We start from the raw sequence: 13,935 nt of genomic DNA, 5'->3' as shown, positions 1-13,935 counted from the left end.
CGACCGTAGGCAGGGCCCCCGCACGAGGCGAGGGCCCTCTGCCACGAGCAGAAGGGTTCAGCCCGCCGCGTAGTTGCGCAGGAAGAGCGCCTCGGCGACCGACAGCCGCTCCAGCTCCTCGGGGGACACGCTCTCGTTGACCGCGTGGATCTGTGCCTCGGGCTCGCTCAGGCCGATGAGCAGGATCTCCGCCCGCGGATAGAGGCCGGCGAGGGTGTTGCAGAGGGGGATGGAGCCGCCCTGGCCGGCGTATTGCATCGTCTCGCCCGGGTAGGCGACGGCCATCGCGTCGGCCATCGCCTGGTAGGCGGGGCTGGAGGTGTCGGCGCGGAACGCCTGGCCCTGGCCGATCTGCTCGACGGCGACCCGGGCGCCCCACGGGGTGTGCGCCTCGATGTGCGCCTGGAGCAGCTTGGTCGCCTCGGCCGCGTCGACGCCCGGCGGCACCCGCAGGCTGATCAGCGCGCGGGCGCCGGCCTGCACCGACGGTGTGGCGCCGACGACCGGCGGGCAGTCGATGCCGAGGACGGTGACCGCCGGGCGGGCCCAGATGCGGTCGGCGACCGAACCGCCGCCGATCAGCTCGACACCGTCCCGCACCCTGGCGTCCGCGCGGAACTGGTCCTCGGTGTACTCCAGGCCGTCCCACTCGGCCGTGGAGTCCAGCCCGTCGACCGTCGTCGAGCCGTCCTCGGCGCGCAGCGAGTCCAGGACGCGGATCAGCGCGGCCAGCGCGTCCGGGGCGGCGCCGCCGAACTGGCCGGAGTGCAGGTTGCCGGCGAGGGTGTCGACCTGGACGCGGACCATCGTCATGCCGCGCAGGGTGGTGGTCACCGTGGGCAGGCCGACGCGGAAGTTGCCCGCGTCCCCGATGACGATCGTGTCCGCCTCCAGGAGTCCGGGGTGTTCCTCGGCGTACCGCTCCAGGCCGCCCGTGCCCTGCTCCTCGGAACCCTCCACGATCACCTTCACGTGCACCGGGACGCCGCCGTTCGCCTTCAGGGCGCGCAGCGCGAGCAGGTGCATGATCAGGCCGCCCTTGCAGTCGGCCGTGCCGCGTCCGTACCAGCGGCCGTCGCGCTCGGTCAGCTCGAACGGAGGCGTGGCCCAGCCGGCCTCGTCCAGCGGCGGCTGCACGTCGTAGTGCGCGTAGAGGAGGACCGTTTTCGCACCCTCCGGGCCCGGCAGGTAGCCGTACACGGACTGGGTGCCGTCAGGGGTGTCCAGCAGCGCGACGTCCACGAAGCCCTCGGTGCGCAGCGCGTCGGCGATCCAGCCCGCGGCGGCCTCGCTCTCGCTCTTCGGGAACTGCGAGAAGTCCGCGACCGACTTGAAGGCCACCAGCTCGGTCAGCTCCTCCTTCGCCCGGGGCAGCAGCGAGGCGACGGTCTCGGCGACCGGGTTCGACGACATGGGCACGCTCCTCGTGGGTGCGACGTTGAACTGGGTGAGTACCTCCGATACTCCCACAGTGGCCTGCGACGACGGCCGCCGTAGGATGCGAGGGACACTAGGGCAGCGGCTTGATCGGAGCGGTAGACCATCGTGAGCGGCGAGAACTCTTCGGCGGACGACGTGCAGCGGGTGTGGGACGTCGTCGTGGTGGGCGCGGGACCCGCGGGGGCCTCGGCCGCCTACGCGGCGGCGGTCGCGGGGCGGCGCGTGCTGCTGCTGGAGAAGGCCGAACTGCCCAGGTACAAGACCTGCGGCGGCGGCGTCATCGGCCCCTCGCGCGATGCCCTGCCGCCCGGTTTCGAGCTGCCGTTCAGGGACCGGGTGCACGCGGTCACCTTCTCGAACAACGGCCGCTTCACCCGCACGCGCCGCTCCAGGCAGATGCTGTTCGGGCTGATCAACCGGCCCGAGTTCGACCAGCAGCTGGTCGAGCACGCGCAGAAGGCGGGCGCCGAGCTGCGTACGGGCGTCGCCGTGCAGCGGGTCGAGCAGCACGGCTCGGCGGTCCCGGACCGGCGCACGGTCGCCGTGGTCCTGCAGGGCGGGGAGACGGTGCTGGCCCGCGCGGTGGTCGGCGCCGACGGAAGCGCCAGCCGGATAGGAGCCCATGTCGGGGTGAAGCTGGACCAGGTGGACCTGGGTCTGGAGGCGGAGATCCCGGTGCCCGAGCCGGTGGCCGAGGACTGGAAGGGGCGGGTCCTCATCGACTGGGGCCCGATGCCCGGCAGCTACGGCTGGGTCTTCCCCAAAGGCGACACGCTGACGGTCGGCGTGATCTCCGCCCGGGGTGAAGGCGCCGCCACCAAGCGGTACTTGGACGACTTCATCGCCCGCCTCGGCCTGTCCGGCTTCGAACCGAGCATCTCCTCGGGCCACTTGACCCGCTGCCGTGCCGACGACTCACCGCTCTCCCGGGGCCGGGTGCTGGTCTGCGGTGACGCGGCGGGCCTGCTGGAACCGTGGACCCGCGAGGGCATCTCCTTCGCGCTGCGCTCGGGCCGGCTGGCGGGGGAGTGGGCGGTCCGCATCGCCGAGGCGCACGACGCCGTCGACACCCGGCGCCAGGCCCTGAACTACGCGTTCGCGGTCAAGGCGGGGCTCGGCGTCGAGATGAGCGTCGGCAAGCGCATGCTGGCCGTGTTCGAGAAGCGCCCCGGGCTCTTCCACGCAGCTCTCACCGGCTTCCGTCCGGCGTGGAAGGCGTTCAAGGACATCACGCAGGGCTCGACCTCGCTGGGTGAGCTGGTCCGTGCCCACCCGCTCGCCCAGCGCGCCCTGACCGCGTTCGACCGGAAGCAGGCCGGGCAGCACAAGGAGACCGGGGAGACCGGGGAGACCGGGCAGGGCGGACAGGCAGGCCCGGCGGAGGAACCCGTCAGTTCCTGACGGTGATCCGGAAGACGGGGTGGTCGGCCGCGCAGGCGGCGATCTCCTCGTCGGAGGACTCCGTGCTCACGCCGCCGAAGTACTGGTTGACCTGCCAGCCCCACTTCTCCAGGTAGGTGCGCAGGACGGGGAGCTTCTCGGAGTCGGGGAGCTCCACCGCCGTGAAGGCGCGCACCTTGCGGCCGACGCGCAGTTCGCCGCCGCCGGCCGCGCGCATGTTCCGCACCCACTGCGAGTGGCCGCGCGCCGAGACCAGGTACTGCCCGCCGTCGAAGGTGTGCGGGTTCACCGGGATGCGCTGCATCCGGCCGCTCTTGCGGCCGGGCACGGAGAGTTCGGCGCTGCCCGCGAGACTGAGCCCGTGCCGGGCGAGCCAGCCGATCACGCTGTTCATACGGACGGTGAACGCGCTGCCCTTGAGGTAGTACGGCGCAGACGACGACATGGTGACCCCCACGGTTCGGGAGAGCGGTGCTCTCGCTCGCCTCCAGTCTGGGGCAGGCGGGCGCCCAGAGCAAGAGCGGTGCTCTCTTTTTTGTCCGCCGCTCTCATTTGTGTGCGCCGCTCACATTCGTGGCAGACTGCCGGCATGAGCACCGCACAGGGCGCCCGCGCGCGGGCCAGGGCCGAAGTCACCGCGGCCATCAAGGAGGCGGCGCGCAGGCAGCTCGCCGAGGAGGGTGCGGCGCGACTGTCCCTGCGTGCCGTAGCCCGCGAACTGGGCATGGTCTCCTCGGCCCTCTACCGCTACTTCCCGAGCCGCGACGAGCTGCTGACCGCTCTGATCATCGACGCCTACGACTCCCTCGGCGTGGCGGCGGAGCGGGCGCGGGACGCGGCGCCGGACGCCGCGCCGGTGGACCGCTGGACGGCCGTGTGCGAGGCGGTGCGCGGCTGGGCGCTCGCCCACCCGCACGAGTACGCGCTGATCTACGGCTCGCCCGTGCCCGGCTACTCCGCCCCCGAGACCACCGTCCCCGCCGCGGCCCGCGTCGGCCTGGTCCTCATCGGCATCGTCCGCGACGCCCACCAGGGCCCCGGCCTGTCCCTGCCGCCGCTCCCGGCGGACCTGCGTCCCGAGGCCGCCCGGATCGCCGCCGACCTCGCTCCCGAACTGCCCGCCGAGGCGGCCGCGGCACTGGTCGCCGCCTGGGCGCAGCTGTTCGGGCTGGTCGGGTTCGAGCTGTTCGGGCAGTTCAACCGGGTCGTGGAGGACCGCGAGGCGTTCTTCCGGCACGCGGCCGGCGGGCTGGCGCGGCAAGTGGGTCTGGCGGACGGCTGACCCGGCCCCGGACGGGGGAGCGCCTCGGCGGTCGCCGTCGGGGCGGGGCGGAGGCCGCCGCGTGCGACCGCCGCGACCGCGTGGGGATCACGGCTGTCGCCAGTGCGCCGCGCATGCGCGGGCCGGGTTCCCGGAGAACGACTTCCGCTTCGACTGTGTCACCAACCTGTCCGGACAGCACACCCAGGGCTGCTCGTTCAGCGTGGAGCCCGCGGAGCGGCTCGGCTCGCCGACTGGCTGGAGCGGTGCGAGCTGTCACCCCGGCTCGGCCACCGAACCGGGGTGACGTGGAGAAGGCGCGGCGACTGCGGGAGGCCCTGCGCGTGCCGGCGCGGGCCACGCCCGCGAGCCGGAGCGGGGTCGGCGCGTTGCGCGTTCGTCGCAGTGCCCTTCCCGGCGCTGGCGGCTACTCCAGGAGCGACCCGGGAGCTTGATGCGCCGCTCACCGCACGTCACCCGCCCGGCTTCAGCCTGGTCGGCAACCCACCGCAGTGGCACCACCGCCGAGCCCGAGGCCCGTCTGCCCCGCCCGCGAGTCGGGACTAGGCGCGGCCTGGCCGGGCCGTACGCCGGGAGCCCCTGTGGGTGGCCGGTCGCGCGGGCGCGCGCCCGGGGAGCGGGCGCCTCCCCCCGGGGCGCGGTCGCCGGCGGATCAGTCGCGCACCGCCACGCGCTCGGTCTCGGCCCTCGCCGCGGCGGACGTGGCGACCACGATCGGCGGCTGGGCGCGCCGGCTGCGCAGACCGGTGAGGGTGAGCAGCAGGCCGGCCGCGGCTATACCCGTGACGACCACGAAGCCCGGCCGGTAGCTGTTCAGGACCGCCTGCGGGGTGGCGTGCGCGGGAGCGCCCGCGGTGACCACGGCGGTGACGACCGCGAGGAAGACCGCCCCGCCGACCTGCACCGAGGTGTTGAGCAGCCCGGAGACCATGCCCTGCTCGTGGTCCTCGACGCCGTTGGTGGCCTGGATGTTGAGCGAGGGGAAGACCAGCGCGCAGGCCGCGCCGATCAGCAGCATGGACGGCAGGATGACGGCCGCGTACACCGGGTCGAGGTCGACGCGCAGGAACAGCGCGTACCCGAGGACCATCAGGGCGAAGCCGGTCGCGATCAGCCGCGGGGTGCCGAACCGGTCGACGATCGCGCCGACCTTCGTGGAGGACACCGCCACCAGCGCTCCCGCCGGCAGGAAGGCGAGCGCCGTGTGCAGGGCCGACCAGCCGAGCAGGGACTGCATGTACAGCGTGGTCAGGAACTGGAAGCCGACGTACGACCCGAAGAACGCCACGGCGCCGAGCTGGGCGCGGACCTGGCTGCCCGAGCGCAGCACGCCCAGCCGGATCAGCGGGCTCGGTGAACGCCGCTCGACGAGCACGAAGGCGGTCAGCAGCACCGCCACGGCCAGGAAGGACAGCAGTGTGCGGGCCGAGGCCCAGCCGGCCTCGGGCGCCTGGACGACGGTGAAGACCAGCAGCAGCATCGACGCCGTGCCGAGGACGGCGCCGGGGACGTCATAGCCGTGGTGGTTCTCCTCGCGGGCGCTGCGCGGCAGCAGTCGCAGGCCGGCCGCGAGGGCGGCCAGGGCGATCGGCGCCGGCAGCAGCATGGTGAAGCGCCAGTCGGCCTCGGTCAGCAGGCCGGACAGCACCAGGCCCATGGAGAAGCCGGTGGCGGCGCAGGTGGTGTAGATGGACAGGGCGCGGTTGCGCAGCGGGCCCTCCGGGAACGTCGTCGTGATGATCGACAGCCCGGCGGGCGCCGTGAACGCCGCGCTCAGTCCCTTGACGAAGCGGCTGGCGATCAGCAGCGGACCGGAGTCCACGAGCCCGCCGAGCAGTGAGGCCAGCGCGAAGACGGCGAGCGCCACCAGGAACACCCGGCGCCGGCCGAGCAGGTCGGCGGTGCGTCCGCCGAGGAGGAGCAGCCCGCCGTAGCCCAGGATGTAGCCGCTGACGATCCATTGCAGGGTCGAGGTGGACAGGTGGAGGTCGGACCCGATGGACGGCAGGGCGACGCCGACCATCGACACGTCCAGCGCGTCCAGGAACATCGCGGCGCACAGCACCAGCAGGGTGCCCCACAGCCGGGGGGTCCAGCGAAGCGCCGGGGACGGGGCCGCGGGGTGGGGGAGCGGAGAGGTCATGCCGAGGACACTACATGCACGCGCATTGAATGCAAACGCATTTGATTACGACGCAACAAATGTCGTTCTCTGCTACGGTGCGCTCATGGCGGCGAAGAAGGCCGAGCGCGCGCTCGTCGAGGAGTGGCGGGACATCCTGGCCCTGCACGCCCGCACCCAGTGCGAGCTGGACCGGGCACTGCACCGACACGGCCTGTGCGCCAGCGACTTCGAGGTCCTCGACCTGCTGGCCGAGGGGGCTGCGGCGGACGGCGGCTGCGCCTACCGCGTGCAGGAGATCTCCGACCGGGTCCACCTCAGCCAGAGCGCGCTCTCCCGGCTCGTCGGCCGTCTGGAGCGGGACGGCCTCGTCGAGCGGGCCATGTGTCCCGAGGACCGGCGCGGCGTACGTGTGGCACTCACCGGGAAGGGACGCGCGCTGCACGGCGAAGTGCGGCCGGTGCAGCGCGCGGTGCTGGCCCGGATGCTGGACCGGGCCGGCTGACCGGGCGTCAGCCGATTCCGGACCGCTCCCGCCACAGCGCGGCGAGCGAGTCGTCACCGCTCACGGCGGGCACCGGCGCCCGGTTCCACAGTGCCAGGTACAACGCGTCAGCGGGTCCGGACAGTTCGGCCTCGGCCTCCCCGGCGGCCCCCCGTACGGTCACCGGCGGCCCGGCCGTGAGCCGTACCGTCCACGCCGCGTCCGGCCCGGCGTCGACCGCCCGGATCCGCAGCGTGCGCGGTTCCTCGGTGCGGACCCGGCTCTTGGGCCGGGCGTGGAAGCCGCGCAGCAGCTCGTCGATGCCGTCCACCGCGAACTCACGGGCGACGGGGGACGCGGGTCCGCCTCGGGCCGCCTCGGCGTCATAGCGGTGCACGGTCGTCTCGTGCGCCTGCCGCCGGGTCCAAAAGGCCAGTGCCGAAGGGCCGGCGGCCGGGAGGAAGGTCCAGCACTCCACGTCGGCGGGCGCGGCGGCCAGTGTGCCGACGAGCAGACGGTGGCTGTCCCGGTACCAGGTCACCAGCTCGGCGCCGTCCAGGTCCGGCGAGTCGCCGATGGGCCTCGGAGTGGTGTGCCGGTCGGCCACGAAGGCGGCGGCCCAGCGGTGCACCGCCCCGGTGTGCCGCAGCAGATCACGTACTTGCCACCCCGGGCAGGTCGGCACCTTCGCGCCGGTCCCGGCGTCGGCGGCGGCCGCGGCCAGCAACTGGCCCTCTCTGTCCAGGGTCTCGAGGAACTCCGCAGTCTCCATGGAGGCGAGTGTGCCGGACAGGCGCACTGCGAGAGCGGCCGGGGTCGTGCGGGCGGCCACGGCTCCGCATGACGGGACCGGGGCCGAACCGGTCACGTCCCGGTGCGGTGCGCTCGCCTCGGCTGGGCCGGAGGGCCGAGGGGCTGGTGGCACCGCGGTGACGGCGACCGGTGTCAGCCGGTCTTGTGCGTCCACCGGGGACCGACGAGATCCCACTCCCTGCCCCAGGCGTCGACGCGTCGCCGGGTCAGCCAGTACCGTGCGCCGCCCCCCGCCGCGAGCGCGGCACCGGCGAGCGCGAGGGCCGCCGCGCCACCGAAGAGGACCGCCTCGGTCCTCGCCTCCGTGCCGGTGCGCGGCTCCGGCCGCAGATCACCGCGCGGGTCCGTCCACACCGTGACCCGGGCTCCGGCGGCCTGCCCGGACCGCACCATGGCACGACCGGTGTGCACGGAGCCGTCGGACGTCGTCCAGCGGACCTCGGCCATGACCCGGTCGCCGCCGAGGCCCGAGCCCTGTCCCGCCGTCCCGGTCACGTCCTGGAGCAGCGCGGCGGCGACCGGCCGGCGCTCGGCGCGCTCGCGTGCGAACGCGCCGTCGGCGGCCCGGCCGGTCAGGACGCCCACAGCGGCGCCGCCCACCGCGACGATCAGCCACACGGCCAGCACGATGCAGGCCTCCACCACGTCGTCACGCCGGCGCAAGGGGTTGCTCCGCCAGCGCCACAGCAGGCGCCGTCCGGTACCCGGCCCGCCCGGCCCTTTCTCCGGGTGCCCGTCATCCGCCATGGATCCCCACCTCCTCCACCAAGGTCGCCGCTGTGGAGGGGGGGCCGTCTTGGGCCGGCCAGGCAGCACGGCAGGGCCGTTGGACCCCCGTGTGAACCGCTCGGAGGGCTGATGCACCGTCGCCGGCAGGGCCTGTCTCCGGCCGGGCGGGGACCCGTGGCCCTCGTACGGCGCCGGCATGCCGCCGAGGATGGAGCGATACCGCTGTACGAGGCGAAAGACGGACTGGCCATGTATGACAACGACGGTTTCCGCGAACTCGACCGGGACGAGTGCCTCCGGCTGCTGACGAAGGTGCCGGTCGGCCGCATCGTGCACACACGCCATGCCCTGCCCGCGGTGCTTCCGGTCAACTTCTGCCTCGACGGTGACGGCTCGGTGCTGCTGCGCACCTCGGCCTCCTCGGAGCTGGCCCGCGCGGTCGACCGGTCGGTGGTGGCCTTCGAGGTGGACGAGGTCGACACGGCAAGGAACTCCGGCTGGAGCGTCGTCGTCACCGGCCGGGCGACGGTGGTCACCGATCCCTTCGAGCGGGAGCGGCTGGCCCGGATCGCCCCGCGCTCCTGGGTGCCGTCCCCCGAGGAGGTGTTCGTGCGCATCCGTCCCGAGCTGGTCACGGGACGTGAGCTGGTCGGCGGACGAACGCTCTACGGGGTGGACCTCGCGCCGTGAGAGCGGCGCCCCGCCCCGTGCGAGCCGGACCGCCCGCTGCCGTAGGGCCGGTCGGCCCCGGGCGGGGACTTGCGGGCCCTGCCCGCCGTCCTCGTCGGCCGGGAAGCTGAGGGTGATCCCGACGAGCAGGAGGAGGACACCATGTCCCGCACCATCACCGTGGGCCTCGACGGCTCCCCCGAGAGCCGGAGCGCAGCCGAGTGGGCGGCCCGCGAGGCGCTGATGCGAGGGCTGACGCTGCGCCTGGTGCACGTGTGGGAGCCGGTTCCGGCCCCGATGGCGCAGGGCCCGCTGCTGGGCGCGGAGACGCACCAGCACTGGACCGAGCGCATCCCCCGGGAGGCGGCCGAAGGCCTGCGGCTGCGCCATCCCGGAGTCGAGGTCGTCACCGAGCAGCGCTCGGGCAGCCCCGGCGAGACGCTGACCGCCGCGGGTGACGAGGGGGAGCTGGTGGTGCTGGGCTCCAGGGGTCTGAGCGGCGTCGGCGGCTTCCTCGTCGGCTCCGTGGGCCTGGCGGTCGTCGCACACGCCGAGCGGCCCGTGGTGCTCGTACGGGCCGGGGAACAGGCCGCCGACGAGCACGAGTTGGATCCCGCCGGCGTCCCGTCCGCGGCGGCCCCCTACCGGCCCGTCGTGCTCGGCGCGGACGTCGCGGCCCCGGACGACGCGGTGATCGCCTTCGCCTTCGACGCGGCCGCCCGGCGCGGGACGGCCGTACGTGCCGTGCACGCCTGGACCATGCCGCCGTACTACGTCTACGGGCTGGCCGCCGACCCCGCCTTCGGCCAGGACGTCGCGAAGCAGGAGCAGTCCGCCCTGACCGAGCTGCTGAGGCCGTGGCGGCAGAAGTACCCCTCCGTCGAGGTCGTCGAGGTAACCGGCGCCGCGAGCGCCTCGGCACTCCTCATCGACGCCTCGCGCGACGCGTCCCTCGTCGTCGTCGGACGCCGCAGGCGCCGGGGCCGGATCGGGGCGCACGTCGGCCCCGTCACCCACGCCGTCCTGCACCACGCCACGGCACCCGTGGCCGTCGTCCCGCACGACTGACCGCAGGCCCGTACCGCCGCACATCCGGTGGCCCGGCACGCCCGCCGGGCCACCGCCCGGCAACCCACGAGGAGAGCACACCATGAAGGCAGCGGTCGTCCGAGCGTTCGGCGAGCCCCTGGTCATCGAGGACCGCCCCGACCCGGACCCGGGTCCCGGCCAGGTCCGCGTCCGCCTGGAGGCGTCCGGGCTCTGCCACACCGACATCCACGCCGCGCACGGCGACTGGCCCGTCAGGCCCACCCTGCCGTTCGTGCCGGGTCACGAGGGGGTGGGCCTGGTCGAGGAACTCGGCGAAGGCGTCACCCACCTCGCGGTCGGGCAGCGCGTCGCCGTCCCCTGGCTGGGCACGGCGTGCGGACGGTGCGAGCACTGCCTGTCCGGCTGGGAGACGCTCTGCGAGCAGCAGGTCAACACGGGATACGGCTGCGACGGCGGCTACGCCGAGAAGATGCTGGCCCGCGCCGACTTCGCCCAGCCCGTGCCCGACGGCGTCAGCGCCTTCGACGCCGCCCCGCTGACCTGCGCGGGCGTCACCACCTACAAGGCGCTCAAGGTCGCCGGCGTCCGGCCCGCGCAGCTCGTGGCCGTCTCCGGGGTCGGCGGACTCGGGCACCTCGCCGTCCAGTACGCGAAGATCGCCGGTGCCACGGTCGCCGCCGTCGACGTCACCGACGACAAACTGGAACTGGCCCGGGAACTCGGTGCCGACATCGTCGTCGACGCCCGCAGGCAGGACGTCGGGGCGGAGCTGAAGAAGCACGGCGGCGCACACGCGGCGATCGCCCTCGCGGTGAACCCCGCCGCCTTCGAAGCGGTCAACTCCGGGCTCCGCCGGGGCGGCAAGCTCGTCATGGTCGCCCTGCCGGCACACGGATCGATCCAGGTACCGATCTTCGACACCGTGCTCAACGGCACCTCGGTGATCGGCTCCATCGTCGGAACGCGGCAGGACCTCGCGGAGGTCTTCCGGCTGCACGCGGACGGCCGCACGAAGGTCATCTACGAGACCCGCCCCCTCGCGGCCGTCAACGACTGCGTCGACGAGGTCCTGCGCGGTCAGGTCAAGGCCCGCATCGTCTTCGACCTCGGCGCACAGGCATAGTGGATCACATGGGTGAGCCCCTTACGGCCGGCCGGAAGGGGCTCACCCATGTGGCCGGCGGGCTCCGTGAGCCGCGCCGGCCCCCCTCACGGGTCACAGGCGGCGCAGCCAGTCGTCGGCCACCCCGTGCAGCGACTGCTCGGCCGGCCGCAGGCGCCGGTCGTCGAGCCGGTACGACAGCCTGTCCACGACGTCGACGACACCGTCGAGGCGGCCGGTCATCCCGAGCGCGACGGGTATCTCGCTGCGCCGTTCCAGCCGGCCGGTGAGCGTCACGATCCCGCGGGTGACGCTGACGTCGACGGCGTGGGGCTCCAGCCACAGCGTCTCGCCGAGGACCTGCTCCTGCACGGCGCGGCGGATCTCCTCGTCGCCGCGCAAGAAGACACGCAGCAGGTCGTGCCTGGTGACGATGCCGGCCAGGCGGTCCTGCCGGTCCAGCACGGGCAGCCGCTCGACACGGTGCGCGGCCATGAGACGGGCGGCTTCGGCGACCGTCGCGTCCGCGCGGACGGTGACCGCGGGCGCCGTCATCAGACCGCCGGCGGTGCGCGCGTGCCGCTTGGCCGTGGCCTGCCGGGCGTCGTGGCGCAGCCGGCGCAGACCGGTGATCCACGACTGCCCCGAGGGCTGCGTGGCCTGGTGGAGCATCAGGTCCGTCTCGGAGACCACCCCGAGGACCCTGCCGTCCTCGTCCACGACCGGCAGCCCGCTGACGCGGTGCTCGCCGAGGAGCCGGACGACGTCCTTGAACGGGGTGCCGTACTGAGCCGTCACGACGTCGTGGACCATCACGGCGCCGACCCTGGTCGGTTGCATGGCTTGCTCCTCCTCGGAAACGATGCCGACGACCGGCGAAGACGCCGCGGGTGCGGGTCGTTCGCCCGGCGGGGCACTGGCGGGCCGCCTCCTGCCGGGGCGGTGCACCCAGACTCCGCCGTACCGCCGCGCGGGCCCATGGGCTGAGCGGGCACCGGGCGGGGCCGAGTGGCCCCACCGGCCGTCGGCCGGATCCCGGCCGGCCCCCCGGGTACGTCCGCGGACCGCGAGACGGCTGCGATCAGTGCCGGCTTCGGGCCCGAGGGCCCTGCGGACAGGGCGGAACGGCCCATTTGTGCCGGTCCACGGTGCGTGTCACGGTGGCATCGAAGTCCCGTGCTGCCCGCCCGGCAGCCCGGCGGAAGGCGGTGTGCCCGATGACGGAACTCCCCCTGGTCGTGGGCGTGGACGGATCGGAGTCCAGCCTGACGGCGGTCGACTGGGCGGTGGCCGAGGCGGCCCGCCGTGGTCTGACGCTGCGGCTGGTGTACGCCTCCCTGTGGGAGCGCTACGAAGGCGCCCTGCCGTCGGGCAGCCGCGAACGCCCCTCCGAACAGGTGATGGCCGAACACATCGTCGCCTCGGCGGCGGAGCGGGCCCGGCACCGCGCCCCCGACGTCAGGACGACCACCGCCATCCTCCCTCGGGAGGCGGCGGACGCCCTGCTGCAGGAGGGCGACGAAGCCTTCGCGGTGGTCACCGGAGCCCGCGGCCGGGGCCCGATCAAAGGACTGCTTCTGGGCTCGGTCGGCCTTTCCGTGGCAGCCCGGGCCCAGTGCCCGGTCGTCGTCGTCCGCGGGGACCGGGCCGGCCTGGCCGGCACCCACGGGCGAGTCCTGCTCGGCGCCGGGGACCCGGACACCGGCGGCGAGGCCGTGCGCTTCGCCCTCCAGGAGGCCGAGGCCCGCGGCTGTGTCCTCGACGTCGTACGGGCCTGGCGCTGCCCCGCCCCGGAGAGCGCCGACCGTCCCCGCCACGAGCAGCAGGCCGAAGAGGTCCTGGACGCCCTGCTGAGGGGCGTGACCGCCGGCCCTCCGGGTGTCCGGGTACAGCGCACCACGCTGGAGGGCACGGCCCGCAAGGTGCTCCTGGACCGTTCGGCCGCCGCCGACCTCGTCGTCATCGGAGCCCGCCGCCGGCCGAGCCGCTTCGGACTCCAGCTCGGCCGGGTGGCGCACACCCTGCTGCACCACGCCCAGTGCCCGGTTGCGGTCGTACCCCACCGGGTGTGACCTGCCCTGAGAACCGGGGGCGGTCCGCAGTCCGAGGAGTGAGGAAGCATGGCCGAACGACAAGCACCGCAGCAGACGCCGTCCGAGGCCGACCCGCCCCCGCAGGGCGACCTCGGACGCCGCATCGAACGGCGGCGGACGGAACTGGGCCTCACCGTGGAGGACCTGGCCTTCCGGGCGGCCATGGCCCCGAGCTACCTCGAACACCTGGAGAAGCACAGCACCGCGGCACCGGAAGCCGGCACGCTGCTCCGGCTGGCCGGGGCGCTGCGGACCAGCACCACGGAGCTCGGCGGCGGCAACGCCGGCCTGCCGCCGGGCACCGGGCGCGCCGCCGCCGCGTCCCGCCTGACCGAGCTGAGCGAACAGGACTGCCACCGGCTGCTGTCCACGCACGGCGTGGGCCGGATCGCGGTGTCCACCGACGCGGCCCCCGTCGTCGTTCCCGTCAACTACGGCGTCGTCGACGACGCCGTCGTCTTCAGGACCCAGCGGGGAACGGTCTCCCTCCAGGGGCTCGGCCGGGAGGTGGCCTTCGAGGTCGACCGCGTGGACGACGCGCTCAGCCAGGGCTGGAGCGTCGTGGTACGGGGGCCCGCCGAGCAGGTGACCGACCCCGACGCCGTACGCCGCCTCGCCGAGCGCGCCTTCAGCGAGCCGTGGGCGGGAGGGGAACGGGACGTCTGGGTGCGCATCACGATCACCGCGCTGACCGGCCGCCGTATCGACACCTGGTGAGCCCGTCCGGGCCACCCGCAAGGGACCAGTGGC

General features: G+C 74.1%; 14 protein-coding genes. 8 read left to right on the top strand and 6 right to left on the bottom strand.

Features of this window, described 5'->3' with window-relative positions; translation table 11 throughout:
• Positions 1–57: 57 nt before the first annotated feature.
• Positions 58–1,413 (bottom strand): dipeptidase, encoded by a 1,356-nt coding sequence (locus IE177_RS09670; protein ID WP_190014773.1) that lies wholly within the window; start codon positions 1,411–1,413, stop codon positions 58–60.
• 132 nt (positions 1,414–1,545) lie between these two features.
• On the opposite strand from IE177_RS09670, the gene IE177_RS09665 reads away from it, so the two are divergent.
• On the top strand, positions 1,546–2,841 hold the full coding sequence (locus IE177_RS09665; RefSeq protein ID WP_190014771.1) for a geranylgeranyl reductase family protein: 1,296 nt from the start codon (positions 1,546–1,548) through the stop codon (positions 2,839–2,841).
• Here the strand turns inward: IE177_RS09665 and IE177_RS09660 are convergent.
• Positions 2,831–3,286: a nitroreductase family deazaflavin-dependent oxidoreductase gene (locus IE177_RS09660; protein WP_190014769.1), complete on the bottom strand. Its 456-nt coding sequence runs from the start codon at positions 3,284–3,286 to the stop codon at positions 2,831–2,833. The genes IE177_RS09665 and IE177_RS09660 overlap by 11 nt on opposite strands.
• Positions 3,287–3,430: 144 nt before the next feature.
• On the opposite strand from IE177_RS09660, the gene IE177_RS09655 reads away from it, so the two are divergent.
• The gene (locus tag IE177_RS09655) at positions 3,431–4,123 is read left to right on the top strand and encodes a TetR/AcrR family transcriptional regulator (protein WP_190014767.1); all 693 of its coding nucleotides are present in this window, start codon (positions 3,431–3,433) and stop codon (positions 4,121–4,123) included.
• 652 nt (positions 4,124–4,775) lie between these two features.
• Here IE177_RS09655 and IE177_RS09650 read toward each other — a convergent pair.
• Positions 4,776–6,266: an MFS transporter gene (locus IE177_RS09650; protein WP_190014765.1), complete on the bottom strand. Its 1,491-nt coding sequence runs from the start codon at positions 6,264–6,266 to the stop codon at positions 4,776–4,778.
• An 85-nt stretch (positions 6,267–6,351) separates the two neighbouring features.
• On the opposite strand from IE177_RS09650, the gene IE177_RS09645 reads away from it, so the two are divergent.
• Positions 6,352–6,750: a MarR family winged helix-turn-helix transcriptional regulator gene (locus tag IE177_RS09645; protein ID WP_190014763.1), complete on the top strand. Its 399-nt coding sequence runs from the start codon at positions 6,352–6,354 to the stop codon at positions 6,748–6,750.
• A 7-nt stretch (positions 6,751–6,757) separates the two neighbouring features.
• Here IE177_RS09645 and IE177_RS09640 read toward each other — a convergent pair whose 3' ends face one another.
• Positions 6,758–7,501 (bottom strand): maleylpyruvate isomerase family mycothiol-dependent enzyme, encoded by a 744-nt coding sequence (locus tag IE177_RS09640; protein WP_190014761.1) that lies wholly within the window; start codon positions 7,499–7,501, stop codon positions 6,758–6,760.
• Positions 7,502–7,674: 173 nt separating this feature from the next.
• Entirely contained in the window at positions 7,675–8,289 is a 615-nt protein-coding gene (locus IE177_RS09635; RefSeq protein ID WP_190014760.1) for an Rv1733c family protein, read from the bottom strand.
• 231 nt (positions 8,290–8,520) lie between these two features.
• Here IE177_RS09635 and IE177_RS09630 point away from each other — a divergent pair, with 231 nt between their 5' ends.
• The 3 genes from IE177_RS09630 (at position 8,521) to IE177_RS09620 (ending at position 11,113) form a co-directional block, all read left to right on the top strand.
• The gene (locus tag IE177_RS09630) at positions 8,521–8,961 is read left to right on the top strand and encodes a pyridoxamine 5'-phosphate oxidase family protein (RefSeq protein ID WP_190014757.1); all 441 of its coding nucleotides are present in this window, start codon (positions 8,521–8,523) and stop codon (positions 8,959–8,961) included.
• A gap of 141 nt (positions 8,962–9,102) precedes the next feature.
• Positions 9,103–10,008, top strand: a complete 906-nt coding sequence (locus IE177_RS09625; RefSeq protein ID WP_190014755.1) for a universal stress protein — start codon at positions 9,103–9,105, stop codon at positions 10,006–10,008.
• Between the two features lie 82 nt (positions 10,009–10,090).
• Positions 10,091–11,113: a zinc-dependent alcohol dehydrogenase gene (locus IE177_RS09620; protein ID WP_190014753.1), complete on the top strand. Its 1,023-nt coding sequence runs from the start codon at positions 10,091–10,093 to the stop codon at positions 11,111–11,113.
• 93 nt (positions 11,114–11,206) lie between these two features.
• Here IE177_RS09620 and IE177_RS09615 read toward each other — a convergent pair whose 3' ends face one another.
• Positions 11,207–11,932: a CBS domain-containing protein gene (locus IE177_RS09615; RefSeq protein WP_190014751.1), complete on the bottom strand. Its 726-nt coding sequence runs from the start codon at positions 11,930–11,932 to the stop codon at positions 11,207–11,209.
• Positions 11,933–12,309: 377 nt separating this feature from the next.
• Between IE177_RS09615 and IE177_RS09610 the strand changes: the two genes are divergently transcribed.
• Both IE177_RS09610 and IE177_RS09605 read left to right on the top strand, forming a co-directional pair.
• Positions 12,310–13,164, top strand: coding sequence for a universal stress protein (locus IE177_RS09610; RefSeq protein ID WP_190014742.1), 855 nt, complete (start codon positions 12,310–12,312; stop codon positions 13,162–13,164).
• Positions 13,165–13,212: 48 nt separating this feature from the next.
• Complete coding sequence (locus IE177_RS09605) at positions 13,213–13,902, top strand: helix-turn-helix domain-containing protein (RefSeq protein WP_190014741.1); 690 nt, start codon at positions 13,213–13,215, stop codon at positions 13,900–13,902.
• Positions 13,903–13,935: the final 33 nt, after the last annotated feature.

Source organism: Streptomyces lucensis JCM 4490, assembly GCF_014650035.1.
GTDB lineage: Bacteria > Actinomycetota > Actinomycetes > Streptomycetales > Streptomycetaceae > Streptomyces > Streptomyces lucensis.
Note: the sequence above shows the minus strand (reverse complement) of the source record. Positions and strands in the feature narration are given on the sequence as shown.